The sequence below is a fragment of the Sagittula stellata E-37 genome (genome assembly GCF_039724765.1).
Lineage (GTDB): Bacteria > Pseudomonadota > Alphaproteobacteria > Rhodobacterales > Rhodobacteraceae > Sagittula > Sagittula stellata.
Map to the genome: position 1 here is coordinate 13,613 of NZ_CP155733.1, position 25,634 is coordinate 39,246.

The 25,634-nt window shown below is 60.4% G+C and carries 24 protein-coding genes and 1 pseudogene; 21 read left to right on the plus strand and 4 right to left on the minus strand.

Annotated elements, in window-relative coordinates; translation table 11 throughout:
* Positions 1-248: 248 nt before the first annotated feature.
* From ABFK29_RS24815 to ABFK29_RS24850, 8 genes are read left to right on the plus strand one after another with little or no spacing between them, the layout of a single operon-like run.
* Positions 249-1,358, plus strand: coding sequence for a glycosyltransferase family 4 protein (locus tag ABFK29_RS24815; protein ID WP_347100775.1), 1,110 nt, complete (start codon positions 249-251; stop codon positions 1,356-1,358).
* Positions 1,355-2,437, plus strand: coding sequence for a glycosyltransferase family 4 protein (locus ABFK29_RS24820; RefSeq protein WP_347100776.1), 1,083 nt, complete (start codon positions 1,355-1,357; stop codon positions 2,435-2,437). The genes ABFK29_RS24815 and ABFK29_RS24820 overlap by 4 nt, the downstream gene beginning before the upstream one ends.
* The gene (locus ABFK29_RS24825) at positions 2,434-3,543 is read left to right on the plus strand and encodes a glycosyltransferase family 4 protein (RefSeq protein WP_347100777.1); all 1,110 of its coding nucleotides are present in this window, start codon (positions 2,434-2,436) and stop codon (positions 3,541-3,543) included. Before ABFK29_RS24820 ends, ABFK29_RS24825 begins: the two co-directional genes overlap by 4 nt.
* Positions 3,540-4,730 carry a glycosyltransferase gene (locus tag ABFK29_RS24830; RefSeq protein WP_347100778.1) on the plus strand — a complete coding sequence of 397 codons (1,191 nt, stop codon included), beginning with the start codon at positions 3,540-3,542 and terminating at the stop codon, positions 4,728-4,730. Before ABFK29_RS24825 ends, ABFK29_RS24830 begins: the two co-directional genes overlap by 4 nt.
* Positions 4,730-5,149: a class I SAM-dependent methyltransferase gene (locus tag ABFK29_RS24835; protein ID WP_347100779.1), complete on the plus strand. Its 420-nt coding sequence runs from the start codon at positions 4,730-4,732 to the stop codon at positions 5,147-5,149. The genes ABFK29_RS24830 and ABFK29_RS24835 overlap by 1 nt, the downstream gene beginning before the upstream one ends.
* Entirely contained in the window at positions 5,146-5,382 is a 237-nt protein-coding gene (locus tag ABFK29_RS24840) for a hypothetical protein (protein ID WP_347100780.1), read from the plus strand. The genes ABFK29_RS24835 and ABFK29_RS24840 overlap by 4 nt, the downstream gene beginning before the upstream one ends.
* Before the next feature lie 58 nt (positions 5,383-5,440).
* Entirely contained in the window at positions 5,441-6,430 is a 990-nt protein-coding gene (gene galE, locus ABFK29_RS24845) for a UDP-glucose 4-epimerase GalE (RefSeq protein WP_347100781.1), read from the plus strand.
* Entirely contained in the window at positions 6,427-7,257 is an 831-nt protein-coding gene (locus ABFK29_RS24850; RefSeq protein ID WP_347100782.1) for a glycosyltransferase family 2 protein, read from the plus strand. The genes galE and ABFK29_RS24850 overlap by 4 nt, the downstream gene beginning before the upstream one ends.
* Positions 7,258-7,301: 44 nt before the next feature.
* Here the strand turns inward: ABFK29_RS24850 and ABFK29_RS24855 are convergent, their stop codons facing one another.
* Complete coding sequence (locus ABFK29_RS24855; RefSeq protein WP_347100783.1) at positions 7,302-8,099, minus strand: hypothetical protein; 798 nt, start codon at positions 8,097-8,099, stop codon at positions 7,302-7,304.
* Between the two features lie 436 nt (positions 8,100-8,535).
* On the opposite strand from ABFK29_RS24855, the gene ABFK29_RS24860 reads away from it, so the two are divergent.
* A complete protein-coding gene (locus ABFK29_RS24860) occupies positions 8,536-9,507 on the plus strand; it encodes a UDP-glucuronic acid decarboxylase family protein (RefSeq protein WP_347100784.1) in 972 nt (323 codons plus the stop codon).
* A gap of 160 nt (positions 9,508-9,667) precedes the next feature.
* On the opposite strand, the pseudogene ABFK29_RS24865 reads toward ABFK29_RS24860, so the two are convergent.
* Positions 9,668-9,796, minus strand: a pseudogene (locus ABFK29_RS24865) (IS481 family transposase); the annotation flags it as partial.
* A 409-nt stretch (positions 9,797-10,205) separates the two neighbouring features.
* On the opposite strand from ABFK29_RS24865, the gene ABFK29_RS24870 reads away from it, so the two are divergent.
* The 12 genes from ABFK29_RS24870 (at position 10,206) to fcl (ending at position 23,112) form a co-directional block, all read left to right on the plus strand.
* Positions 10,206-12,029 carry an ABC transporter ATP-binding protein gene (locus ABFK29_RS24870; RefSeq protein WP_347100785.1) on the plus strand — a complete coding sequence of 608 codons (1,824 nt, stop codon included), beginning with the start codon at positions 10,206-10,208 and terminating at the stop codon, positions 12,027-12,029.
* Between the two features lie 28 nt (positions 12,030-12,057).
* On the plus strand, positions 12,058-13,038 hold the full coding sequence (locus tag ABFK29_RS24875) for a sulfotransferase family protein (protein ID WP_347100786.1): 981 nt from the start codon (positions 12,058-12,060) through the stop codon (positions 13,036-13,038).
* Between the two features lie 14 nt (positions 13,039-13,052).
* Complete coding sequence (locus ABFK29_RS24880; protein WP_347100787.1) at positions 13,053-13,982, plus strand: glycosyltransferase family 2 protein; 930 nt, start codon at positions 13,053-13,055, stop codon at positions 13,980-13,982.
* A gap of 32 nt (positions 13,983-14,014) precedes the next feature.
* A complete protein-coding gene (locus ABFK29_RS24885; RefSeq protein ID WP_347100788.1) occupies positions 14,015-14,893 on the plus strand; it encodes a glycosyltransferase family 8 protein in 879 nt (292 codons plus the stop codon).
* A gap of 10 nt (positions 14,894-14,903) precedes the next feature.
* Entirely contained in the window at positions 14,904-15,605 is a 702-nt protein-coding gene (locus ABFK29_RS24890; protein WP_347100789.1) for a sulfotransferase family 2 domain-containing protein, read from the plus strand.
* 68 nt (positions 15,606-15,673) lie between these two features.
* Complete coding sequence (locus tag ABFK29_RS24895; RefSeq protein WP_347100790.1) at positions 15,674-16,567, plus strand: hypothetical protein; 894 nt, start codon at positions 15,674-15,676, stop codon at positions 16,565-16,567.
* 18 nt (positions 16,568-16,585) lie between these two features.
* Positions 16,586-17,491 (plus strand): sulfotransferase domain-containing protein, encoded by a 906-nt coding sequence (locus ABFK29_RS24900; RefSeq protein ID WP_347100791.1) that lies wholly within the window; start codon positions 16,586-16,588, stop codon positions 17,489-17,491.
* A 106-nt stretch (positions 17,492-17,597) separates the two neighbouring features.
* On the plus strand, positions 17,598-19,127 hold the full coding sequence (locus ABFK29_RS24905; RefSeq protein WP_347100792.1) for an O-antigen ligase family protein: 1,530 nt from the start codon (positions 17,598-17,600) through the stop codon (positions 19,125-19,127).
* Positions 19,124-19,867, plus strand: coding sequence for a glycosyltransferase family 2 protein (locus ABFK29_RS24910; protein ID WP_347100793.1), 744 nt, complete (start codon positions 19,124-19,126; stop codon positions 19,865-19,867). The genes ABFK29_RS24905 and ABFK29_RS24910 overlap by 4 nt, the downstream gene beginning before the upstream one ends.
* A gap of 8 nt (positions 19,868-19,875) precedes the next feature.
* The gene (gene gmd, locus ABFK29_RS24915) at positions 19,876-20,997 is read left to right on the plus strand and encodes a GDP-mannose 4,6-dehydratase (protein WP_347100794.1); all 1,122 of its coding nucleotides are present in this window, start codon (positions 19,876-19,878) and stop codon (positions 20,995-20,997) included.
* 4 nt (positions 20,998-21,001) lie between these two features.
* Positions 21,002-22,120 (plus strand): acyltransferase family protein, encoded by a 1,119-nt coding sequence (locus ABFK29_RS24920; protein WP_347100795.1) that lies wholly within the window; start codon positions 21,002-21,004, stop codon positions 22,118-22,120.
* 17 nt (positions 22,121-22,137) lie between these two features.
* Complete coding sequence (gene fcl / locus ABFK29_RS24925) at positions 22,138-23,112, plus strand: GDP-L-fucose synthase (protein ID WP_347100796.1); 975 nt, start codon at positions 22,138-22,140, stop codon at positions 23,110-23,112.
* A gap of 35 nt (positions 23,113-23,147) precedes the next feature.
* On the opposite strand, the gene ABFK29_RS24930 is transcribed toward fcl, so the two are convergent.
* Complete coding sequence (locus ABFK29_RS24930; RefSeq protein WP_347100797.1) at positions 23,148-24,500, minus strand: UDP-glucose dehydrogenase family protein; 1,353 nt, start codon at positions 24,498-24,500, stop codon at positions 23,148-23,150.
* Between the two features lie 172 nt (positions 24,501-24,672).
* Complete coding sequence (locus ABFK29_RS24935; protein ID WP_347100798.1) at positions 24,673-25,329, minus strand: sugar transferase; 657 nt, start codon at positions 25,327-25,329, stop codon at positions 24,673-24,675.
* Between the last annotated feature and the right edge of the window lie 305 nt (positions 25,330-25,634).

The window sequence follows — 25,634 nt, forward strand, 5'->3', positions numbered from 1 at the left end:
AACCGCAAGCGCAGGAAAACTCGGGATGGACAACCATGTTTATGTTCGAATGGAGTGTAGTCATGGCCTGTACCTGTTAATGAGAAAGACCTTTTGTGATACTATGCCTTGATGTGACCTCTATCGGTGCGCCGCGCTCACGTTGGACGGGAGTTGCGAGGACGTCTTGGGAACTCTCGCGGGAGCTTGGCCGCCAGAAGGACATTGAGCTGCGGTTTTCCGCGGTTGGAGCCATCCATGCCGAAGTTATGGCGCGCGGCCATCTCGAGGCTGCCGGGCTTTCTGATCGCATAATTTCGCCGCGCGGCAATGCGCTGGCCCGTCGGCTTTCGGGGATGTCGCTTACGGGTCATGGCACGGTCCGACGGGCCACTGCACTTTCCATGAGTGCTTGGAGCCGGGTGAGGACGCCGCTGGACCGGAAACATCTGCGCACTCTTGATGCGTATTTTTCATTCTACGCGGGCATCCCGAATTCGGTGCACGCTGCGAAGGTGCCGAACGGGATATACATCCACGATCTTATTCCTTTCCTGTATCCCCAGCATGTCAGTGATCAGCAAAGGCGCGTGCTGGCGCGAATCCTGCGCTCGATTCGGCCCGGGAGTCTCGTCGTCGTGAATTCCCTGTGTACGAAACGTGACGTGGCCACGCGTCTTGGGCTGAACCTTGGAGACATCGTAGTCGTGCCGCTGGCGGCAGACACCGCTACGTTCCATCCGGTGACAGATGCCGCGCGCATCGCTGGAGCAAAGGCGCAGTACGGCCTGCCGGACGGCAGATATACTCTGACCTTGCATTCTGCCGCGCCACACAAGAACATGCCTCGGTTGTTGCGGTCCCATGCCGCCTATCGTGCGCAACGTGGCCCCGAGGCGGTGCCGCTGGTTATCGCCGGCGGTAAGGGCGACCCCAAGGCGGATATACTGGCCTCTGGCAAGGTGTCGCCCAAGGACCTCGAAGGCGTCGTCTTTGCGGGGTTCGTGGACGACGATGATTTGGCGCCACTATACTCTGGGGCCGAAGCGTTCTTTTTTCCCTCGCTTTACGAAGGGTTCGGGCTACCCGTGCTCGAGGCGCTACTATGCGGAGTACCAGCATTCGTGGCTGACGCTGCCAGCCTGCCCGAAGTCATGGCGCCCCTCCCGCAAGCGTTGCGAGGCCCAGACCGGCTGCTCGATCCGGAGGACGATTCGGCCTGGACTGCAGCCTTCTTGCGGGCAGAGCAGGCCGCGCACCTGACACCCCGGGACATCGCGCCGCTTCACGAGACTTTTTCTTGGTCCCGGTCGGGGCAGGCCCTCACGGATGCGATCCGGGCACATGTTCACAAATACGAAGGCACGGCGTCACGGTGAAGATCGTCATTCTCTGGTCCAACTATTCCGGCTACTGGGCGGCCTGCTGGCGCAGGCTGGTGGCTATTCCGGGTGTCGAGCTTTTCGTGCTGGCATTCACCGCGCCAGCGGCCAGCCCCTTCGACACGCACCTGCTTGAGGGTATCCCGCACCGTTTGCTGTCCGAGAGCGAACGGCAGGATGCCACCTTGGTGGCGGAGTTGGTGAAGGCGCAGGCCCCCGACGTGATACAGATCGTCGGCTGGTTCGTGCCAGCCTACCGCAAGGTCGCCTGGGACCCGGCGTTGGCAGAGGTGCGCAAGGCGATCTCCGTCGACACGCCGTTCCTGTCGCAAAAGCAGGTGCTGACGAAATACCGCTACGGCGGCTACCTGCGCGAGATCGATGGCGCGGGCGCCACTGGGGAACGCAGCTGGCAGTATCTGCGGCGGTTAGGGTTCGCAGGCGACCGGCTGAGGCGGCACATGTACGGTGTGGACGAGGAGCTCGCGGCACAGATCCATGCGGCCCGCCGGGAAACGGCAGGGCAGGGGGCGAAGCAGGCCTTCCTCTTCGTCGGGCGCTACGCGCGGGAGAAGGGGCTCGACGTGCTGGTCGAAGGCTACCGTCAGTACCGCCTGCAAAGTGCCGCGCCCTGGGATCTGATCTGCTGCGGCCGGGGCCCGGAAGGTGCGTTGTTGCAAAACCAGCCGGGCGTGACCGACATGGGATTTGTGCAACCCTCCGACATGGCGGAGCGCTTCCGCTGCGCTGGGGCCTATGTCATCACCTCGCGCTTTGACCCTTGGCCGCTGGCCATCCCCGAGGCGGCGCTAGCGGGCCTGCCAGTCATCGCCTCCGACGCCTGCGGTTCGGCGGTCGAGATTGTGCGCCCGCATTACAACGGTTTCATTGTCCCCTCTGGCCAGCCCGCGGAATTCGCCCGTGCCATGCTGCACATGGAGAATGCGCCGCTCGACACTTGGGGAGAGCGTGCGCGCGAACATGCCGCCGCCTTCACGGCGACGCTTTGGGCCACACGCTGGCACGAATTCCTCTCGGCGCTGGTGGACATGCCGAAGCGGAAGGAGGTGTCATGAAGCTCGTCACCTACCTGCATGTCTCGCGCTGCCTCGAACCCTGTGGCGGGGTGGGGCGACACGCCAACAACCTCGTGCGGCGTCTGGCGGGGGAGAAAGGCGTGGAACAGACGCTGCTCTGTTCCACGCAATACGTTGGTGCAGACGGGCTGATGCCGGGGAACTTTCCACTCTCCGACCTGCCGCGTGCCACGATCCCCATGAACGAGCTGCCGTTTGAACGGGTCATCCGGTTGGCTGGGATGCCCGCGCTGGATCGCTTCGGGCCGAAAGCCGACTGGTACTATTCGCCGATGGAGACGCCTCTCCCCGTGCGCCGTGGCGTGGCCAGTGCCTGCACGGTGCACGACATCGCCGCCTTCGAGACTAATCTGCCCTGGTCGGATACGCCCGGCCACCATCGCATCCGCCGGACGTGGGGGTTTTGGATGCCGAAGGTGCTGCGCCATGTCGACCGCATCCTGACTGTCTCGCAATACTCCAAGGAGCGGATGGTGACTCTGCTGGGGGCGGACCCTGACCGTATCCACGTGGTCGGCAACGGTGTCGACCGGGTGTTCTTTGACCGGGGCGCCGCGCTTGCCGGACAGGCGGAGAAGAGGGATGAGATCGTGGTGCTGGGCGGTTTGCGCTATAAGAAGGGCGCCGATCACGTGCTGGAGGTGGCGGCGGAGCTGGCGCGGCGCGGCTCGCCATTGCGGATCGTGGTGATCGGGCAGAACGAGCAGGCCTATGTTGACCGGGCTGGGGCGCATCCCAACGTGGAGATCTATTACATGCTGCCCGATGCCGAGGTCGTCGAGCGCATGGCCCATGCCCGTGCGGTTATGCTGCTGTCGCTCTACGAGGGGTTCGGCATTCCGCCGCTCGAAGGCATGGCGCTCGGCACGCCTGCGGTGGTATCGGACATCGCCTCCCTACCCGAGGTGGTGGGCGACGCGGGGCTGGTAGTCGACCCGGCAAGTACCGGCGAGATCGTCGACCGGCTCGAGGTACTACGCACCGACTCCGCCCTTTATGCCGACTTGGTGGCGAAGGGTCGTGAACACGTGAAGGCCTACAGCTGGGAGGCCTGTTTCGCCCGCCTGCTGGAGGTGCTGCGATGATCGCGCTGCTGACGCTCGGCCTCTACCCGTCCTCGGGCGGTCCTGCAAAGTCGATCCGCGCCTTCCGCGATGCATTGGGGGCGGAGGTCGTGTCTTGGGTGGACCCGGCAGAACTCGTCGCCCAAGACTTGATTTGGGACAGGACCACCGTGGTCACGGGCAGCGCCGCCCCGGTGCTGAAGCAGTTACAGATCCCGGTGAACGGCAGCACCACCGCCGCCGAACGGCTCATCGCGCAAAGCCGCCTCGTGTCAGTGCATTCGTTCTGGCGCTGGCACAACGCGTGGATCCACAAGGTTTGCCGCAGGCACGGCGTGCCCTATTGGTATGTGCCGCACGGCAGCCTCGATCCCTATGTCTTTGAAAGTGGGGCGACAACGAAGCGGCTGTTCATGCGCGGTGTGGGCCGGACCTTCCTGCGCGATGCGGCAACGGTAGTCTACTCGACTGAGCGTGAACGTGAGAAGGCCCGCGACATCGTCGGCCATGATCGGGCGGAGGTGATCCACTGGCCGCTGGCCGACAGCGATTTCAGAAAGCGTGATTCGAGCGTGCGGGCGGCGACCCGCGCCCGGCTGGGCATTCCCGAACAGGCCGTGACCTTCCTGTACTTTGGGCGGCTCTCGCCCATGAAGCGTCCGCTGGACACCATCCGCGCATTTTCTGCGGCCGAGACCGGGGGGGCGCATCTGATTATTGTCGGCAACGATTTCGGCATCACAGCCGCAGACTGTCGCCGGGTGGCCGCCGAGGCGGGGGTGGCGAACCGCGTTCATGTAATCGGTGCGGTCTACGGGGCAGAAAAATACGGCTATCTCGACGCGGCGGATGTCTACATGTCGCTGTCGAGCCGCGAGAACTTCAACTATACCGCTGCCGAGGCGCTGGCCTCCGGTCTCGTGCTGATCCTTTCGCCAGGCAACGATCTCGCCCCGGACCTAGCCTGTCTGAGCGGTGTGATACGGCTGGCGGACGACTCCCCCGAAACCACCCTCGACGCGCTGCAGGCCGTCGCCGGGCAAGGCGTGCAGGCACTGGCCGCCCAGGGTGCCGCAGGTGCCGTCTGGGCGCGCGAGCACCTGTCGAAAGCTCGGTTCGATGCGGCAGTGGCCGCCGCCGCTGACCGACATGCCGGGTTGCGGCCCCCATACGGTGCGCGATCCGCTGACCTTCAGGAGCAGTCCTAATGAAGGAAAGCGATGCAATTTCAGGCTACGCGTTGCTGAGTGCCGAACACAGCCCGTTGCACGCCTACCTTTTGTCCTGTGTGAGGGAGGAGCTGGCGCGCGTGCGCAAGGACTTGCCGCAGACGAACAAGCGGCTTTTCGACCTCGGTTGCGGTAACGGCAGTACGGCTGCGGCACTGACACGTAACGGCTGGATCGTTTCCGGGGTCGATCCGTTGACCACGGGCATCGCGCGCGAAAAGACCACCAACCCGGAACTCGACCTGCAGAAGAGTGGTGCCTACGACAACCTCGCCTCACAGTTTGGCACCTTTACCGTGCCAATCAACCAAGAGGTATTTGAATACCTCTACAGTCCCAAGGCCTATGCACGCTGCATCTTCGATCTTTTGGAATCGGGAGAACCGCGATCATCTTGACCTCGTACTACTGCTATTTCAGGAATCTGGCCATGGCGGTGACCGGCCGGATGGACGGTCATTTCAACCTGCTCTGGGATCACAGCCAAATCGAATTCTTGTCGATCCCGACCCTGAGACTTTTGCTCGAAGGGGCCGGCCTCGAAGAGCTTCGTTTTCACCGGGTGGGGTGTATCCCCGCTCTCGCCGAATCCATGGTCGCCGTGGCCCGCAGGCCCGGCAACCCGACATGATGCTAGCCGCGCTCCGCCTTTTGGACAGCATCGCATCCGCTCAAGACAAGAGACCCGCATGACCGATTTTATCAATCCCGTTCTCGTCACCGGCGGTGCCGGTTACATCGGCAGCCACACCTGCAAGGCGCTGAAGGCCGCAGGTTATACGCCCGTGGTGTATGACAACCTCTGCCGGGGCAATGCTTGGTCGGTGCAAAACGGCCCGCTCGAAGTCGGCGACTTGATGGATGGTGAGCGGCTGCGCGACGTGATCCGTCAGTACAGGCCCTTGGGGGTGATCCACTTCGCCGCCTTTGCCTATGTCGGGGAAAGCATGGCGGACCCGCTGCTTTACTACCGCAACAACGTTGGCGGGACGGTGTCGCTTTTGCGGGCGATGCAGGCCGAGGAGGTCGAGCGCTTTGTCTTTTCCTCGACCTGCGCGACTTACGGCACGCCTGAAAGCAACCCGATCCACGAAGAAATGCCGCAGAGCCCAATCAACCCCTACGGCCAGTCGAAACTGATGGTCGAGCAGGTGATGAAAGACTGCGCGGCGCTGACTGGCCTGCGTGCCATGGCGCTGCGGTACTTCAACGCCGCAGGCGCCGACCCGGAGGTGGCGATTGGCGAGGCGCATGATCCGGAAACCCACCTGATCCCGCTGGCGCTTGGGGCGATAAAGGGCATCTACAAGCCGCTCACCGTCTTCGGCACCGATCACGACACGCCAGACGGCACCTGCATCCGTGACTATATCCACGTGGCCGACCTTGCCTCCGCCCATGTGATGGCGCTGGCGCATACCGGGACCTCGAATGGCGGGTTCGAAGCGGTGAACCTTGGCACCGGGACCGGGGTCTCGATCAAGGAGTTGATCGAAATGGCTGAGGAGGTCACTGGTCGTCCCGTGCCGCATACCTACGGCCCCGCGCGCGCCGGCGACCCGGCGGCGCTGGTGGCCGATCCCGCCCGCGCACGCGACGTGCTGGGATGGCAGGCGGAGCAATCGGACTTGCGCAACATTCTGAGCACTGCTTGGGCCTGGATGGAGAAGACCGCATGAAGGTCTCCGCCCTGATTTTGACCTACAACGAAGAGATTAACATCCGAAGGTGTCTCGCCTCGCTCGAAGGCATCGGCGACGTGGTGCTGATCGACAGCGGCAGCACCGATGCCACGCTCAAGGTCGCTAGGGAGATGGGCGCGCGCATCCTGACGCGGCCCTTCGACAATTTCGCGAACCAGCGCAACCACGGGTTGGAGGAGGGGGGGCTCGTCCACGAATGGGTGCTGCATCTGGACGCTGACGAGGAACTGACGCCGGAGTTCCGAGCGGCGCTCTCGACGCTCGACGCGCCGGAAACCATCAACGGCTACCGCGTGCCGTCAAAGACCATGCTGAACGGCAAATGGCTGAAACACGCGGGAATGTATCCCACCTACCAAGTGCGGCTGGGCCACCGTGACCGGCTGCGCTTCAAGCAGGTGGGCCACGGCCAGCGCGAGGATTGCCCGCCTGAGTGTGTGGACACCTTCGATGAACCATACCTGCATTACAACTTTTCCCACGGGCTGGTAAAATGGTTCGCCAAGCACATCCGCTACGCCGAGGATGAGGCGGCGCAGATGCGCGCCGAGGCAGAGCAGAGGGCGCCGCTTTCGGCGGTATTTTCCCGCGACGGCACGGAACGCCGTCGCGCGATGAAGGCCGTGGTCAACCGCCTGCCGGTCTGGCTGCGCCCGCCACTGCGCTTCTTCCAGGTGCTGCTCCTGCGCCGCGGCATCCTCGACGGGCGTGCCGGCGTGCAATACGCGCTGATGCTCTCGGCCTACGAGGCGATGATTGCAGCGTTCAGCTATCGACTGCCGGACGACGGAGAGACGCTCTGATCGGCCGGTTTGCGCCTGTTGTGCAGGAGCCCGAACAGTCCAGGTCAATCAAGGAAATGCAGGTAGTCGCGGCCGAAGAAGCTCTTGGAAAGCGGCCTGAGGTCCGGCGTTCGCAGCAGGCGGAGAAAGTCCGGGTCATCGATATAGGCGTGCCATCTTTCCTGCACACTGGTGCCCACCTTGTCGCTGAGCCCCGAAAAACTGCTGCCTCCACCGAAATCCGGCACCTCGTCCAGCGCACGTTCGGCGCGCGACAGGTCATGGTCGGCGAATTCGGTCGACAACGCCTTGCGGAAATCCGGGCTGGATACGAAATCGTTGAAACAAATGAAGGACCACTGGGGGTTCCCGCGGTTCTCGAGACAAAATTGCAGGGTTTGTCGGTAGATGCCTACCTTGCGTTCGAAATCCTTGGCGGCCCATCTTCCCATCCGGAATGTGCTGGCCAGCCAGTTCGCTGGATCCCGCAGGATTACGATGGCCTTCTGTGGAATTGATCCGCCAAAATCACGATACGAGGGATCTAGCGGACAGATGTCTTCTGCGCTCCAGAACTCCTTGCGGAACGTCATGTCGCCAACGGGGGGAAGCTTGCCGAGCTCGATCCGACCAGTGTCCGTGACGATCTCGCCCTTGTACAGGACCACGCGCCCGGCCAAAGGCTCGATGTGTCGGAACAGGCCTCTGCGGCGCAGCCGAGCATGATTGACGTGCAGGATGTCGTCAAGCCCCCGGCAGAGCCAGTCTATCACGAGATGCTGCCCCGACCGCTGTGGAGAAAACGAGAAGTACAATTGGCTCGACTTGCGGTGAATTGCGGGCGACAGCTTGACAAAGCGCATTGTAGCGGCCTCTTACAGTTAATATTTTAGAACGATCTGGCGACCGCGGACGGGTGGTGCGCAAGATATGCACATGCCAATTCGCAAGTAGACCAAACCGATCCGCAAATAGTCATGTTTCGCACAGACTGCGGGGTGGCACAAGTGCCGCGCCACGGATCCCGCAAGGGTCACGGGGGGCGTATGGTGTGATGGCGATGGCTGGGATGTCGGGGTACTCGGAGGCTGGCAGTCCTCCAGAACCCACCTGCGCAACTTCCGCCTCGACGCCAGTCCTACGCTGCATCATTTTCCGGCGGCGGCTGTGCATTTGGCCTGTCAGCGGGGCATTATCGCTTTCCGCTGCCACTGAAAACCGCTACCTATCGCCCGAAAATCGGCGCCGGATCACATAGTCCGGCATTACGACGACCTTTGAGCCGGACCGGAGACTCTCATGACGCGCCTCTATGACAGCCGCAAACGCATTCTCGTAACCGGTGGGGCCGGCTTTTTGGGATCCCATCTGGTGGACCGTCTGCTGGAACAGGGCCACGAGGTGATCTGCCTCGACAACCTGTTCACCGGTACGAAACGAAACATCGACCACCTGCACAACCACCCGCGGTTCGAGTTCATGCGCCACGATGTGACCTTCCCGCTCTATGTGGAGGTTGACGAGATCTACAACCTCGCCTGTCCGGCGAGCCCGGTCCACTACCAGCACGACCCTGTGCAGACGACGAAGACTTCCGTGCATGGCGCGATCAATATGCTGGGCTTGGCCAAGCGGCTGAAATGCAAGATCTTCCACGCCTCGACGTCGGAGGTCTACGGCGACCCGCACGTGCATCCGCAGACCGAAGACTACTGGGGTCACGTCAATCCGATCGGGCCGCGGTCCTGCTACGACGAGGGCAAGCGCTGCGCCGAGACGCTTTTCTTCGACTACCACCGCCAACACGACCTGCAGATCAAAGTGGTGCGCATCTTTAACACCTACGGTCCGCGCATGCACCATGCCGATGGGCGCGTGGTGTCTAATTTCATCGTGCAAGCGCTGCGAGGCGAGGACATCACCATCTACGGAGACGGCAGCCAGACTCGGTCCTTTTGCTACGTCGACGATCTGGTCGAAGGCTTCCTGCGCATGACTGCCAGCGGCCCCGAGATTACTGGTCCGATCAACATCGGCAATCCCGGCGAATTCACCATCGGCGAACTGGCGGAGAAGGTGCTCGCCAAGACCGATACAAAATCGAAAGTGGTCTATCACGACCTTCCGCAGGACGACCCGAAACAGCGCCGCCCCGACATTACCCGCGCGAATACGCACCTCGACTGGGAGCCGAAGGTGCCGTTGGACGAAGGACTTGAACGGACCATCGCCTATTTCCGAAAGATACTGCCTGAACTGGAACTTGTCTGATATGTATCGTCAGGATTGGCACTCCGAGGTGGCCGTTCCCTATTTTCGATTGGACGCTTGGGTTAATCGCAGGCTGCTGGGCCGCTATCGGTCGTCCAGAGCGGAAGATTCACGTTCTTAACATCCGCAAAAGTGCCGCCACGCAAGTCGTAAGCTTGCCCCACTTCGCAACCGTCTTGGGATTGATGCCCAGCTCCCGGCTCAACGTCGCGAGCGAAGCTTGCGATCGTTGTATTGCAGCTCTGACAGCGTGCGTGGTCGTGGCGCTCCCGTGACGAACCTGGCCCATAATGCCTCCTTCCATTCCTGAGAAAGGATCACACCATCAAACCGTGGGATCAAACACCTAGTGTTTTTCGCCTGTTGGCAGTGTGGTTCCAGTCGCTGTTGGGCAGATGTACTGGAATACATCAGCCGGCACGACCTACATGGCCCACAGACTGTCCGACGTGGACTGGACAACACTGAACTGATCCCGCGAAATCCAACTGTTCAGCCGGCCCCGGGAGGTCAACTGAAACCTCTGCACCCAACGATGCCGATGAAGGTTCTAGGCCCTGTCATCGCCCCCCCCCACCGGGGTCTCTCTTGCCATTACGCTGCAAGTGCAGTATCTCTCTCTAAGAGATTGCATGCAGCATTCGACATCGGTTTTTCGGCATGGTCACAAGGGTGCATGATGAATTGAGAGGACACCCATGATCGACCCCCAGACAATGCGCAAAGGCTGGGCTCTTCTTGCTCCGCATGAAAAACGCAGCGCTCGGGTCGCCTTGGCAATCTCGGTCATTTCTGCGCTTGCAGCAGCCGTGATGGTTGCGTCCATACTGCCTTTCCTGTCGATCCTCTCCAATCCCGACCGCATCCACGAAAGCCGCACCCTTCGCTGGATCTACGACACTTTCGGATTTTCTAGCGATTACAACTTTCTGATCGCGGTGGGTCTGGCCTCCTTGGGGATCATCGTCGTCTCCAACGGCATTCAAGTTCTGCGGGTCTACGTGATCACCCGATTCTCCCAAATGCGCACCCATTCAATCAGCCAGAGACTGTTGAGGGCGTACCTGCGTCAACCCTATGAGTTTTTCATCGATCATCATTCGGGAGAACTCGGGACCAAGATCTTGGCCGAAACGCAGCAGGTGGTGAGCCTCTTCTTCAAGCCTGCGGCCGAGTTGATTTCGTCAGCGCTGACGGCCTTGGCGATCATCGGGCTGCTCTTGGCGGTCAATCCAGTTATCGCGCTCACCACCTTCGGTGTCACCGCATTGGTCTATGTCCTGACCCTGATGATCACGCAACGGTTGGTCCGGAAACTCGGCGGCACAAGGCTTAAGGCCAACCGCCAGCGGTACCGGCTGGCCAACGAGGTCTTGGGAGGGGTGAAGGACATCAAGCTGCTGGGCCGCGAGGCGATTTACCTTGAAAGGTATTCGGTTATGTCCCGAAAACTGGCCGAAACCCAGTCCGCGGCCTCAATCTTGGGACAGACGCCGCAGTACGTCCTCCAAGCGCTGGCCTTTGGCGGTGTCATCCTCTTGTGCCTTGCTTTGATGGACCCAGAGGGACTGGCCTCGGGCAGCACTCTGGGTGGGCTACTCCCAACGCTCGGACTGTTCGCGCTGGCCGCACAGCGCCTGATCCCCGAACTGTCACGGCTCTATGCCAGTATGACACAGCTCAGCTTTGGTCGAGCGGCGATTGATGCCGTACACGAAGACTTAGTGCAACTGGCAACGGACCGGCGGCTCAAGAGCGGCGCCGCGGCGCCGCTGGGCCTCAGGGAAAGCCTTCGGCTGGAGGCGGTCGAATATCGCTATCCCGGCGCCGAGAAGGCGGGGCTTCATGACATGACGCTCACCATCAATGCCGGTGAGCGCATCGGGATTGTCGGTTCCACCGGGGCCGGCAAGACGACCTTAGCCGACGTCATCCTAGGGCTGCTCTATCCCACCGGCGGCCGAATCCTGACCGACGGCACCGAGATCGATGCCGAGAACCGCCACAGATGGTACGGTACCGTGGGCTACGTGCCGCAGGACATCTTCCTCGTCGATGCTAGCATTTCCGAGAACATCGCTCTTGGTGTGCCGGCCGACAAAATCGATCACGACAAGGTTCGGGAGGCCGCGCGCATCGCGCAGGTAGACCACTTTGTCAGCAACTATCTGGATCATGGGTACGCGACCATAATCGGTGAACGCGGCGTGCGCCTGTCCGGCGGACAGCGCCAGCGCATGGGGATTGCCCGTGCGCTGTATCACGATGCCGACCTGATCGTTTTAGACGAAGCCACGAGCGCCTTGGACAGCCTCACAGAAGCGGAGGTCATGAGGGCCATCGACGCGCTGCCTGGCGACAAGACCGTCATAATGATAGCACACCGCCTGAGCACCCTGAACGGCTGCGACCGGATCATCGTGCTGGAACAGGGGCGTCTTTGCGGGTTCGACACTTGGAGCCGCCTGATTGATACTAACTCTATCTTCCAGAAAATCGCAAAGGTCGCCAATGTTGCCTGAAAGGTTTGGCCAAAGAATGAGTGGGCCGATGCGTCTGCTCTTCATTCTGTCACTGCCGCGGTCCGGATCGACTTTCCTCGCGCGCACCTTGGTTACGCATCCGGCGATCACGTCGGCCAGCCACGCGGAACCACACCTCTTCGTCTCGGCCTTCGGCCCCCTTTCGGGGCTGAAGGCGGTCAGCGCCTACGGGGCCGAAATCACCAATCGCAGCGCTCTGGCCTACCTAGAGGATACGCCTTCGGGGCATGTCGGCTATAAGACGGCGCTGGCCGAGCAAATCGCCAATGTCTATCGTCGTTCGGCAGAAAGCCCGTCCGCCGATTGGTTCATCGACAAGACCACCCGCAACACGCTGATTTCCCGTGATCTGGCGGTCTCGCTACCGGATGCGCACTTTCTCGTGCTGTGGCGCAATCCGCTTGATGTCCTGGCTTCGGTCTACAGCACATGGTGCGACGACCGCTGGACTTGGAATGCTAACGCGGTTGAGTTGTTCTCTGGGCTCGAAGGCCTGCATGACTTTGCTAGTAAGTCAGATCCTGACCGGATCCTGACCCTGCGCTACGAGGACCTCGTCGGCGCGCCCCAGCAGACGCTAGATCGCGTGTCAGGGTTCCTCGGGCTTGAGCTGGACGGGCCTTGGGACGCTCAACGTGATCTGTCAGATGTACGCTTCGAAGGGGTGCACGACCCGCGGGCTCGTGATGCCGTCAATCAGAAGAGCCATAAGCGATCCCTGGACAAATGGCGCAGCACGATCACCACCCGCCGCCGCCGTCGCATGGCGCGGCAGTATCTCGACTGGATCGGGCCGAGTCGCCTGTCGGATATGGGCTATGATCATGCGGCGCTGACCGCGCAACTAAATGCGATCACGCCACCCTTCCTGCCCTCCTTGGCCGAGGACCTACGCATGTGTCTGCTTTCCCTGAAACGGCTGTTGGGGGTCACCGCTTGGCACCTGTCGAACGAGCGCCAAGATTTCGGCCGGAACGCCCTGCGATGAGGCCCTCTTCCGTAGTGACACTCGACATCGCGATCTGCACCCACAATCGGCCCGACGACTTGTCTTGCACGCTCGACAGCCTGGCCGGCCTTCACTCCCCCGAGGGCGTACGCCTGCGGCTAGTCTTAGTGCTCAACGCCTGCGATCTAGAGGTAGTAACGTGGGGCCGCCGCTGCGCCGCGGTTCTGCCATTCGCCTCGCATGTTGTCGAAGAGCCGGAACCTGGCCTCAGCCATGCCCGCAACCGCGCCATCCGGGAAAGCACCGCTGATTGGCTGGCCTTCCTCGACGACGATGTGAAGGTGTCGCCGGAGTGGGCACAGGGGCTGTTGGCGACGGCCGCCGCGCTGGAAGCTGACATTATAGCCGGACGAACGCAATTGTGGTGGCGAGACTGCGCCCAGCCCGACTGGTGGTCGCCGCATTTCGATTGGATCGTCTCGGCCTTCGACCATGGCGATGTGGACCACATTCTTACTCCGGCGCGCGCGGTGGGGGCGAACTTCGCCTGTGCGCGCCGCGTCTACGAGGCGGTGGGCCTGTTCGATCCCGATCTGGGCCGCAAGGGGTGTTCGCTGGCGGCGGGAGAGGAATCCGACTACTTGGCACGAGCCGATGCAAGGGGCTTTTGCTGTGCCTACAGCGCGGGTGCGAAGGTCCAACATCTCGTTGCACCCAAACGGCTCGAGCCTGCCTATTTCCGGCAGGTCTCGCACTATCAAGGTCGTGCTCACTATCACGCCAGCCCGCGACTGGGAGCGGCTCGTCTGAAGAGCACGGCCTACCAGCTTGCTATGCTGGGGAGCGCCACCCTGAAACAGCTGATCGCCCCGAAAGACAGCGCCGAGGCCCGCTATGCGCTAGTCAAGCGCGCCAACGCGCTGGGTGCACTGAACACCCTGCTGGCTGATCCGCCGGATCGGGATCGACCATTTGCAACCTGAGCGAGTGCTTCGCAATGACAGGAAGACCCACGATGATCGAAAGCAGCGCAGCCATCGCTCTTGCCGGCGACCGCAATTTTTTGCCGCGCATCGCCACGCTGATGGTCATGCTACGAGATCGTGGGGACGTGATCGGCCGCCATCCAGTCTATATCTTCACCGATGATGCATCTCATTCCGACACCGCCGCCACACTGGACGCCAGCATGGCTGAACTGGGAATTATCCGCGGGCGGGATTACGATTACCACTTGATTCCCATGGTGGAACTGGAGCGCTTGCCATACCGTTACCCAGGCATATCCTGCTACCTCCGATTGTGGCTGCCCAATGCACTTTCTGGCTTTCAACGATGTCTCTACCTCGACGGGGACGTGCTGATCCGTGACAGCCTGCAGCCGTTGATTGAAACCGACTTGGAGGGCCGAACCCTTGGTGCCATTAATGAACCTGAAGCCGAAAGCGCCCGGCGACTTGGCCTCAAGCGTGAGAGCACCTTCAACAGCGGCATCCTCCTTATCGACCTACAGCGCTGGATCGAGAGGGATGTTTCCCGAAAAGCGCTGGACTGGTTGTTGGAAAATCGCGAACGGGTAGTTTGGGCCGATCAGGATGCATTGAACTCCGTGCTGGATACGGACGTAAAGGATCTCGACAGGCGCTGGAATACCCTGCGTAACTGTCTGGATCGGACACCGGATCCCGTCATCGTACATTTTAACGGTGCCGCTAAGCCTTGGCACTTTGGGACGCGTCACGCCTATCGCAACGCCTATCGCCACTGGCTAAAGAAGACTCCTTGGCCGTCGCCCCTTATGGAGAAGGACAGCCTCAGGCATCGGTTGAAGGAAACCGTCCTTTATGATTTCTGGCTGTTCGCCAGGACCTTGACCACCTCAGAAAGGGACTGAAGAGGCCATTATGATCCTAAGCCACAAGCACAAGTTCATCTTCATCTGCAATGGCAAGACCGGGACCACCTCAATCGAGAAACAGCTGATGCAGTATCAGGAGGGGGCCGAATACGAGGTCACCCGCTCCGGGCTTTATGTCGGGCGCCACATCCCCGCCTTCGAGATGAAAAACCAGCTCTCACCCGAGGTATGGAACAGCTACTACAAGTTCGGTTTCGTTCGGAATCCCTATGACTGGTTCGTGTCGGTCTACTTCTGGAACATGCTACCGGGACCGTGGACGAAAAGCTGGAAGTACTTCGTTAAGAGCCCCGCGAAATGGGTACAAGCGCGCATGAAGGAACGCAAACATGCCCCTTCCGGGGAAAATGGCAAGCTTTCGGTCCGGGACGTGGATGCCTGCCGCGAGGCAATCAGGAGGTTCCGTGCTTGGGAAGGCGCGCGGGACATGCTGCAGTACTACCACCTCTATGATCTCAATGGCACGCAGCTGATGGACAAGATCGGCAAGTTCGAGAACCTCGAACAGGACTTCGACGAAATCTGTCAGGTGATCGGCATTCCGACACCGGCGCTGGAAAAGAACAATGCCACCAAACACAAGTCCCACACCGCCTATTACACCGACGAAACAAAGGCTCATGTAAAAGAAGTCTGGAAAAAAGACTTCGAGGGTTTCGGTTACGACAGCGATCCGGACTGGACCTGAGGGCAGGCCAGTTTGACTGGTAGGTAGACACCGGCAAGGCGACAACAGGACGGCACAAGGGGATGGTTGTGAAATACAAGGGTACCTTCCTGCTCGGCGCAGGCGCGCAGAAAGCAGGAACGACTTGGCTTCAGGCCTATCTGAACAGCCGTCCAGGCTGCGAGATGGGCTATATTAAGGAATATCACGTTTGGGACGGGTTGACCGTTCCGGAAATGGTGCACTTCGATGCCCGCGGGCGGCGGTTCCCGTGGCGTGCCCGCGTCCGGTCGGCCTTTCGGCAAGCCCTCTACGATCAACCTGACCGGCTCGTTGTCCGGCAGCGCATGCAGAACGACCCAACGCGTTACTTTGATTACTTCGAGGCCTTTCTTGAACGGCCAGGGGTCGTCCTGACCGGGGATTTCACACCGAACTACTCCGGCCTCGGGACCGGAACGCTGATCCGCATCCGCGATGGTTTTTTGCGCCGAGGTATCCGGCCCCGCGCGGTCTTTGTGATGCGTGATCCGCTGGATCGCGCGCTGTCAGCAATCCGCATGTATCACCGCGACGGGCGCGGAGGGCGCGAAACGAAAGGTGTCTTTGAAGGTGTCGATATGGCGCGAGATCCCAATGCAGCCCTTCTGCCTTATCTCGACAGCACCGACTGGCGTCTGAGGGGCGACTATCCCGCGATCCTCGAACGACTCGAATCGGTGTTCCTCTCGGAGGACCTGTATGTCGGTTTCTATGAAACGATGTTCAGCCAAGCGGAATTCGCCCGCCTGAACGCCTTTTTCGGCACCGAACCTGATACTACCTTTCAGCAGCAGCGCTTCAATGCCACGCGCCAAGCGGCGCCGTTGCCGCCCGACATCCGGGCCCGTGCGGCTGAGCGCCTGGCCCCGGTCTATGAGGCAGTTTTCGCCCGCTGGCCCCAAATGCGGACGCACTGGTACACGCCTTCGGACGCGATGTGAGCGGATGGGGGTACGCAGATGACAACCGAACCTGCAAGCCGCGTCGACGTCTTTATGATCGGTGCTTCCAAATGCGGAACCACCTCACTGGCCGAGGGCCTCAACACCTTGGGTCCGATCAGCACCGGCACGAAAAAGGAACCACGCTATTTCAGTGATCCCTCGACCATGGCGACGCCGCTGGCCCAATATCACGCGAATTACGACGCCGGGCGGCCGCTTTGGCTGGATGCCTCGACAACATATTCCGAGGTCTGGAAAGGCAAGAACGAACGTAGCGCCCTGCGCATCCATGACTATTGCGCGGATGCGAAGATCCTGATGCTGGTGCGGCATCCGATGGCCCGAATTATCTCGGAGTGGCGACAATTTGTCTATTTGCTGGATGCAGGCAATCCGACAATAGAGCCCAATTACGGGGTCCATGCGCCCAAGGTGTTCTCACAGGACATCGAACGCTTTCCGGATTTGCTGGAAAATTCCCGCTACAGCCGCGCGCTGGCGCCTTACGTAGCGCGCTTTCCCGAGGAGCACATCCTGGTGATTCCATTTGAGCATCTACTGACCGGGCACCCAGAGGCGCTGGACAGGCTCGACGGTTTCCTCGGACTGAATGGGCGGCTGGCGCGGGGCCTCTGCCTCCGCCACAGCAATTCCGGTTCTATTAAAGGTACGGCGAATCCGCTGGGTCGGATGCTACGACGGGTGCCCGCGCTGCGCAGGCTGGGGGCGAAGTTGCCGCTTAATGTGCTCCGTCGCATCCGCCCGCTGATCAAGCGCGACCCCGACACGGGGCTCGATGTGGATGCGTGCGTGCTTGCACGCTGCCGGGACGCGCTGCAAGGGGATACCCGCGCCTTTCTCGCACGCTGGGGCTGGGATCCGGCGCTCTACGACGACTGGGCCCCGTTCCGCAACCGCTGAAGTCGGAGACGGGCTCACGACCCGCGCGCCGCCTTGCCTCATCGCGAGGTGCGGGCTATTCGGGGTGAAGGGCAGCCCGGAACCAAATTGGAGGCACGACGCAGTAATGCCAAGCGACGCGGTGTATACTGGAGGCCGATTCCACAACGCCGGCAGCTATTCGGCAGAACGTGCCGGTACCCTCGGTCGACGTATCGGAATGGGGCATATCTCTTACAATTTGGCGCTGATCGCCGCCCTGTTCTTTCTCAACAAGCTGGGCGCACCGGGGAACCTGCTTTTCTTTACAATCCTGATCTGGATGATGCTGAAAAGCAGTGAATGGGCGCTGCGCGCGGTGTCTCTCATGTTCCTCGTGATCGTGGGCAATACCGCCTTGGTCAACACGACGATCGTGTTCAGCCTGGGCAAGTTCGCCTTTCTACTGATGTGCAGTATCCGGCTGTACTATTCGGCGCAGTTGAGGCGAATCTCTCTACTTTCGCATCCCGTTGTCCTGCCGCTTCTGATGTTTGTCATTGTAAGTATGCTTCTGGCCCTCGAAGGGGGATACCGAACCGACATCTCCGCGCTGAAGCTTTTTACATACACCACCGGCATGATGGTCGTGCTGGCCGGAGCCGTGGTAATGCGCGGGCGCTCCCATTCTCTGGACAACTGGTTCCTCTCAATGGCCCTCTTCGTGGTACTGGTCGGACTGCTCTCTTATGCTGCGGGGATAGGCTTCAACGCCAAGACAGAGGAGGCCATTGCTTCTGGCCTGTTCAACGGCCCGTTCTACCACCCACAGACCCTCGGCCCGGGCGCTGCGATGATGACACTTTATCTGTTATGCTACACTAGCCTGACCTCCCTGCCGTATCGCAAGCTGGCGCTCTTTCTAATCCCCACCCTGTTGTTTTTCATATATTTATCCAGCTCGCGCACCTCGATTCTGGCAATCGCCATGGCGATCTTGGTGGCGGTGATCTGCCTTGCGTTTATGCAGCGTTCCGCCCTTAAGAAGATGATGCGCATAATACGCTTAGGGGCCGTCTTCGCGGTGTTCGGCGGGATCGCGCTTCTGACGATCGAACTGGTCGCACCAGGTACGGTCGTCGACAGAGTGGTAGCCTTTACAGTCAAGAACAACCGCGTCGGCGAGGTGTCCGCCGATGCGGTGCTGAGCTCGCGGGCCTCTCTGCTGGAGATGATGTGGGGCAATATCGCCGAGCAACCCTGGACAGGCATCGGTTTCGGCACGACCACGCGGGCGGGCTTTGCCGAGTACGCCACTATTTTCAACGCCACCACGGAAAAAGGCGTACTGCCGATCGCGGTAGTTGAGGAAACCGGTTACATCGGGGCCATCTTCTTTACTTTGCTGGTCGTGTCGCTGATTGCCTACTGCCTGCGCACGCGGAACATTCCCGGCCTCATCGCGTTTGCCGGACTTCTGGGCCTCAACATGGCGGAGGCGAATTTCTTTTCCTTCGGCGGACACGGAGGCTTCTTCTGGATCTGGGTGATGGCCGCACTAATCCTCAACGATGCCACCGAAACATCCGCCCACACGGTACGGGCATCTGACACCCCGCCAGAACGCCCGGCCCGATCCGCCGTGCAGCCTGTGCACAACAGAAAAGATGCATCGTGACAACTATTTCTGTCGTTACCGCGGTATGGAACCGCGCGACCACCATTGCCGATGCGATCGAAAGCGTTGCTTCCCAAGATTATCCGGATGTCAAGCACGTGGTACAGGACGGCGGATCGACGGACGGCACGCTCGACGTGATCGCCCGTGTGGCCGGGCCGCGAGTCTCGCTTGAAAGTGCGCGGGACGGCGGCATTTATGATGGCATCAATAAGGGGCTGACCCGCGCCACCGGCGACATAGTTGGCCTGATGCATTCGGACGATCTGTTCGCCGGACCGCACATCTTGGGCCGCGTGGCCGAGGCGCTGGAGGACCCGGAGATAGACGGCGTCTATGGCGATCTCGATTATGTCTCCGCCGGGGACACCACGCGTGTCATCCGCAAGTGGCGCTCGGGTGCCTATGACGCGCGCCTGCTTCACCGGGGCTGGATGCCGCCGCATCCCACGCTCTACCTGCGACGGGCGGTCTTTGATCGCTGGGGGATGTACGACACATCTTTCCGCATCGCCGCCGACTACGACGCCATGCTGCGCTATCTCGTGAAGGGGCGGGTGCGGCTGGCCTACGTGCCCGAGGTCTTTGTCAGGATGCGCATGGGCGGTGAAAGCAACCGCTCCCTACGCAAGATGATTGAAAAGAGCCGCGAGGACTATCGCGCTATCCGCACCAATGGTGTAGGCGGTATGGGAACCCTTGCGCTTAAGAACCTTTCCAAGATCCAGCAGTTTTTCTGAGAAATGACATGACCAAGCGTGCACTCATTACCGGTATCACGGGCCAAGACGGCTCCTACCTCGCGGAATTCCTGCTGAAGAAGGGCTACGAGGTCCACGGCATCAAGCGCCGCGCCTCCCTCTTCAACACCGACCGCATTGATCACATCTATCAGGACCCACACGAACCCGACCCCAAGCTTAGGCTGCACTACGGGGATCTGACCGATACCTCCAACCTGACCCGTATCCTGTCCCAAGTGGAGCCCGACGAAGTCTACAACCTAGGCGCGCAAAGCCATGTGGCCGTCAGCTTCGAGGCGCCGGAATACACTGCCGACGTGGATGCCATCGGCACGCTGCGCTTGCTTGAGGCGATCCGCTTCCTCGGGCTGGAAAAGAAAAGCCGCTTCTACCAGGCCTCCACCTCCGAGCTCTACGGACTGGTGCAAGAGGTCCCGCAGAAGGAAACGACTCCCTTCCACCCACGCTCGCCGTACGCCGTGGCTAAGATGTACGCCTACTGGATCACGGTGAACTACCGCGAGGCTTACGGGATGTATGCCTGCAACGGTATCCTCTTCAATCATGAGAGCCCGCGCCGCGGCGAAACCTTCGTGACGCGCAAGATCACCCGCAGCATGGCGAATATCGCCCAAGGACTCGAGGATTGCCTGCACATGGGCAACATCGATTCACTACGCGACTGGGGTCACGCCAAGGATTACGTCCGGATGCAGTGGATGATGCTCCAACAGAAGGCAGCCGAGGATTTCGTCATCGCCACCGGAGTGCAATATTCCGTACGGGAGTTTGTCACGTGGTCCGCGCGCGAGCTCGGCATTGAGCTGGCGTTTTCTGGCTCCGGCGTGGACGAGATCGCCACGGTCAGCGCCGTAACCTCCGACATGGCACCGGCAGTGAAACCGGGTGACGTGATCCTGCGCATTGACCCGCGCTACTTCCGGCCCGCCGAGGTCGAGACTCTTCTGGGGGACCCGTCCAAGGCCAAGCAAAAGCTGGGCTGGGTGCCCGAAATCACCGCGCAGGAAATGTGCGCCGAGATGGTCGCCGAAGACCTCAAAGCCGCCCGTAGACATGCCCTGCTGAAGGAGCACGGCTACGAATTGCCTGTGGCGCTGGAAGGGTGAGAGAGTGAGCACTAGTGCTTATCGACGGGACATTGATGGGCTGAGAACGATTGCAGTGCTCCCGGTTGTTTTTGGCCATGCGGGACTGTCGTTATTTGCCGGTGGCTTTGTGGGCGTAGATGTTTTTTTCGTAATCTCGGGGTTCCTGATCACGGGCATTCTCCTTCGTGAAATCGAGAACGGCAATTTCTCTCTTCTGGGGTTTTACGAACGCAGAGCCCGGCGCATTCTACCAGCGCTCTTCCTAGTAGTTTTTCTGTGCATACTCGCGGCTTGGTTTACCTGGCCACCTATGCAGTACCGCGGGCTTGGAACCGCGACCATCGCGACGCGGTTGTTTGCCTCCAACATACTTTTCTGGCGCAACGCCAGTGACTATTTCGCCCCTGACGTTCTGCGGGAGCCACTTCTGCACACGTGGAGCCTTGCTGTAGAAGAACAGTTCTACTTATTTTTCCCGCTGCTTTTGTGGGCCTTGGTGGGCTTAGCCCGCCGACACCTCACTATAGTCATTGGCAGTTTGGTGGGCGCCTCGTTTCTCTACGCTGTTTGGGCGACACATTACACTCCGGTCGCGGCCTTTTACTTGATCCCCGCCCGTATATGGGAGCTGGGAATGGGCGCACTGCTCGCTCTGGGCGCGTTCCCAGCTGTTCACAGAAGAATTGTGGCAGAAGCAATTTCGGGAGCGGGTCTGATCGCCATCGCTCTGGCTGTGCTGCTGCTGGATGAAAGTGTGCGATTTCCGGGCGCGGCGGCGCTGCCACCAGTGCTTGGTGCAACGGCGATAATATGGGCCGGGGGCGACCACAGAACACTGGTTGGGCGCAGCCTGACTTGGCAACAGATGCCACTCGCTCCGACTATAGAGGACTACAGGAAGCGCAACGCTAAAGCAGAAGCGATCCTGCATAGGCTCGCCTCCCGGTACGACGCAACCTACGTTTCCCTCGGCACAACCTTCTGTACACCAGATTGTTGGATCATTGATAACGCAACCGGCCATCTGCTCTACTCCGACGACAATCATCTCAGCGAGGACGGTTCACGGCTTATGGTTCCCCGCATTTTTGATGCTGCGCTGGAATCCTTTCCTAGGGACCTCTTTCACAGGAACAACTAACCGGCAGGGCTTTTTACATGACCCGTATTTACATCGCAGGCCATCGTGGCATGGTGGGGGGCGCGATCCTGCGCAAGCTGGAGGCGCGTCGCGATGCAGGAGAGGCTATCGACCTCGTAACCCGCACTCGCGCAGAGCTGGAGCTGACCGATCAAGGCGCCGTGAACGCCTTTTTTGCCGAAGAAAAGCCCGACATCGTGATCCTCGCTGCAGCCAAGGTGGGCGGCATCCATGCCAACAACACATACCCGGCGGAATTTATCTGGGACAACCTGATGGTGCAGTGCAACGTCATCAACGCAGCCTACCGCAACGGGGTGAGGAGGATGCTGCAACTGGGATCGTCCTGCATCTACCCACGTGCCGTGTCGCAGCCGATGCGCGAGGGTGCTCTGCTGACAGGCCAGCTTGAGTCCACCAACGAACCTTACGCCATCGCCAAGATCGCCGGCATCAAAATGTGCGAGAGCTACAACCGGCAGTACGGCGTCGACTATCGTTCCGTCATGCCGACGAACCTCTACGGGCCGGGCGACAACTTCCACCCCGAAAACTCCCATGTGCTGCCCGCGCTGATCCGGCGCTTCCACGAGGCCGCGCAGGACGGCCACGAAGAAGTGACGATCTGGGGCTCGGGCAAGCCGATGCGGGAATTCCTGCATGTGGAAGACATGGCGGAGGCTTCGCTCTTCGTGCTCAACCTTGACAAGGCGACCTACGAGGCCAACACCCAGCCGATGCTCAGCCACATCAACGTGGGCAGCGGTGTAGACGTGACGATCCTCGATGTGGCACGGATGGTGGCGAAGATTACGAGGTTCGAGGGCAGGATCACCACCGACCCGACAAAGCCCGACGGCACCATGCGCAAGCTGATGGATGTCAGCCGCCTGCGCGACATGGGCTGGCAAGCCCGCATCGGGCTGGAGGAAGGCCTACGAGAAACTTACGCTTGGTTTCTCGACCACCAAAACGATTTCCGCGAAAAGTAAGGGGCGGGGGACACGCACCCCCGGTCCCATTATCCTTACACCGACGTCGCGCGACCGGTGGTGGCCTCATCCGCAGCATAGCTTTCGTGGCCGATGCTGTCGTAGGCGGTAAAACCTGCCTCGCGCGCGGCATCCGCGCTGTAGATATTGCGCAGATCGGCCATGCGGCGTCCGCGCATGCCCTGCGCCATCCTCGGCAGGTCGAGCGCGCGGAACTCGTTCCACTCCGTCAGGAAGACCACGAGGTCGGCTTCCGCCGCCGCGGAATAGGGATCGTCGTGCCAAGACACACCGGGCAGCAGGTGCTCGCCCTCGCGCCGGCCCTGTGGATCGCAGACGCGGACATCCGCTCCGCCACCGATGAGGGCGGGCACGATGGTCAGCGACGGCGCGTCGCGCATGTCGTCGGTGTTGGGCTTGAAGGTCACGCCCAGCACCGCCACCCGCTTTCCGTTGAACGAGCCGTTGCAGAGGTCCATGAGCTTTTCGATCATGCGCCGCTTCACGTCCTCGTTCACCTTGATGACCGTCTCAACAAGACTGACCGGGCTGGCGTGATCCTGGCCGATGCGGGCCAGCGCCTTAGTGTCTTTCGGGAAGCACGATCCGCCATAGCCCGGCCCGGCGTGCAGGAACTTGTTGCCGATCCGCCCGTCGAGACCCATGCCCTTCGACACCTGCTTAACGTCCGCGCCGACCCGCTCGCACAGGGCGGCGATCTCGTTGATGAAGGTGATCTTCGTCGCAAGAAACGCGTTCGCGGCGTATTTGATCATCTCGGCGGACTGGAGGTCGGTCGTCAGGATCGGGAAATCGCGCAGGTAGAGCGGCCGGTAGATGTCCTCCATGACCTTCGCCGCGCGCTCGGTCTCCACGCCGACGACCACGCGGTCGGGCTTCATGAAATCGTCGATGGCCGCACCTTCGCGCAGGAACTCGGGGTTGGAGGCGACGTCGAAGTCGAGGTCCGGGTTGGCCTTCGCCACCACGTCGCGCACCTGCGCGTTGGTGCCCACGGGCACGGTCGACTTGGTCACGACCACGACGTAGTCCTTCGCCGCCTTTGCGATCTCTTCCGCGGCGGCCATGACGTAGGTGAGATCCGCATGGCCATCGCCCCGGCGCGTCGGTGTGCCCACGGCGATGAACACGGCGTCAGCGCCGTCGATGGCCTGTTGCAGATCCAGCGTGAAACTGAGACGTTCGGCCTCCACGTTCTTGGCCATCAGTACGTCGAGGCCCGGTTCGTAGATCGGCACCTTGCCCGCTTCGAGCATCTCGATCTTGCGGGGGTCCTTGTCGACACAGACGACGTCGTGCCCGAAGTCCGAGAAACAGACACCGGACACGAGGCCCACGTAGCCGGTTCCGATCATCGCGATTTTCATGAACGCAGTTCCTAAGTCTTTTAAAACCCAATGCTTAAGCCAGCCTCAAGCCCATTCCAGAAAATCAGATCGGGAATTTGATTAGTTGCATAGGTTGAGCTCGCCCTATTCTTACCAAAAATCTTCACCACCTCATCCGAGCTGAATTGGCAGGGCGCGCAACATCCTAGCATCAGGCGCCGGCGCGGCGCAGGATAACAGCCAGTGTCCTAAAGAATATCCAAGCCTCTAACTGAAAGTTAGTATTAGAAATATAATACAGATCAGCCATCACTTTACGACGGGTAGCCTCAACCCCTTCGATATAACCCAGTTCTGTTTGTGCAAGACCGCTAATACCCGGGCGAACAGCGTGCCGCTCTCGGTATCCGGAGACGTTCTCAACAAAGTATAGAGCATGCTCGTAACTATCTGGGCGTGGCCCGATCATACTCATATCGCCTTTCAAAACATTGATGATCTGTGGCAACTCATCAATGCGACACTTTCTTATAAAGTTGCCAAGCGGAGTAATTCGATCCACTTCGAGGGGGCAATGTGCGGTGCGTTTCTGAGACGGCGCGTCCGTCATACTGCGAAATTTGATTGCTATAAAGGGCATGCAGCCACGCCCCATCCTCTTCTGTGTGTAAAAAAGGCGCCCCTTATTATATCGGGGGTTCAGAAAAAAGAGTAAAATCGCCACAAAAATTAGGCCGGGGAAAAGTAGGAGGCTTGCACAGATGTCGAAGGCACGTTTGGAAACTAGAAAAGTTACACTTGGCTTGGCATCCGATGCAGATGGTTCGAGAGCTACCGCCGACCCATCCAGCCGTGTCATGTTAAACATTTAGCACCTCGGAAAGTTTATTTTTCATCGTATAGCGTTTCGCAGACAAGTCCTGCAGGTCATAGGACGCGGGTTACACACTAGTCAATCGGGGAGCCCACAGCTTAGGCATGTTAACCTTTGTACGTGCGCGTTTTATGAGCGAACCCTCGCCACACTGCACCGCAGCAAAGGCGGCCAACGCATGCATCACTGCCACAGATCATGACCTCAGAAAACACCGAACGTCTGGAAAACAAAGAAATTTACCGAAATTTCATAATTTCGCACCCACCACGAGCAGATCCTCTGCAAAAGACTAGTTG

Coding starts and splice junctions, on each gene's coding strand:
- ABFK29_RS24855 (WP_347100783.1), bottom strand. CDS start 8,099: ATGCGCTTTGTCAAGCTGTCGCCCGCAATTCACCGCAAGTCGAGCCAA.
- ABFK29_RS24905 (WP_347100792.1), top strand. CDS start 17,598: ATGCCAAGCGACGCGGTGTATACTGGAGGCCGATTCCACAACGCCGGC.
- ABFK29_RS24890 (WP_347100789.1), top strand. CDS start 14,904: ATGATCCTAAGCCACAAGCACAAGTTCATCTTCATCTGCAATGGCAAG.
- ABFK29_RS24850 (WP_347100782.1), top strand. CDS start 6,427: ATGAAGGTCTCCGCCCTGATTTTGACCTACAACGAAGAGATTAACATC.
- ABFK29_RS24930 (WP_347100797.1), bottom strand. CDS start 24,500: ATGAAAATCGCGATGATCGGAACCGGCTACGTGGGCCTCGTGTCCGGT.
- ABFK29_RS24860 (WP_347100784.1), top strand. CDS start 8,536: ATGACGCGCCTCTATGACAGCCGCAAACGCATTCTCGTAACCGGTGGG.
- ABFK29_RS24885 (WP_347100788.1), top strand. CDS start 14,015: ATGATCGAAAGCAGCGCAGCCATCGCTCTTGCCGGCGACCGCAATTTT.
- fcl (WP_347100796.1), top strand. CDS start 22,138: ATGACCCGTATTTACATCGCAGGCCATCGTGGCATGGTGGGGGGCGCG.
- ABFK29_RS24870 (WP_347100785.1), top strand. CDS start 10,206: ATGATCGACCCCCAGACAATGCGCAAAGGCTGGGCTCTTCTTGCTCCG.
- ABFK29_RS24875 (WP_347100786.1), top strand. CDS start 12,058: ATGCGTCTGCTCTTCATTCTGTCACTGCCGCGGTCCGGATCGACTTTC.
- ABFK29_RS24935 (WP_347100798.1), bottom strand. CDS start 25,329: ATGTTTAACATGACACGGCTGGATGGGTCGGCGGTAGCTCTCGAACCA.
- ABFK29_RS24830 (WP_347100778.1), top strand. CDS start 3,540: ATGATCGCGCTGCTGACGCTCGGCCTCTACCCGTCCTCGGGCGGTCCT.
- ABFK29_RS24815 (WP_347100775.1), top strand. CDS start 249: ATGGCGCGCGGCCATCTCGAGGCTGCCGGGCTTTCTGATCGCATAATT.
- galE (WP_347100781.1), top strand. CDS start 5,441: ATGACCGATTTTATCAATCCCGTTCTCGTCACCGGCGGTGCCGGTTAC.
- ABFK29_RS24825 (WP_347100777.1), top strand. CDS start 2,434: ATGAAGCTCGTCACCTACCTGCATGTCTCGCGCTGCCTCGAACCCTGT.
- ABFK29_RS24835 (WP_347100779.1), top strand. CDS start 4,730: ATGAAGGAAAGCGATGCAATTTCAGGCTACGCGTTGCTGAGTGCCGAA.
- ABFK29_RS24900 (WP_347100791.1), top strand. CDS start 16,586: ATGACAACCGAACCTGCAAGCCGCGTCGACGTCTTTATGATCGGTGCT.
- gmd (WP_347100794.1), top strand. CDS start 19,876: ATGACCAAGCGTGCACTCATTACCGGTATCACGGGCCAAGACGGCTCC.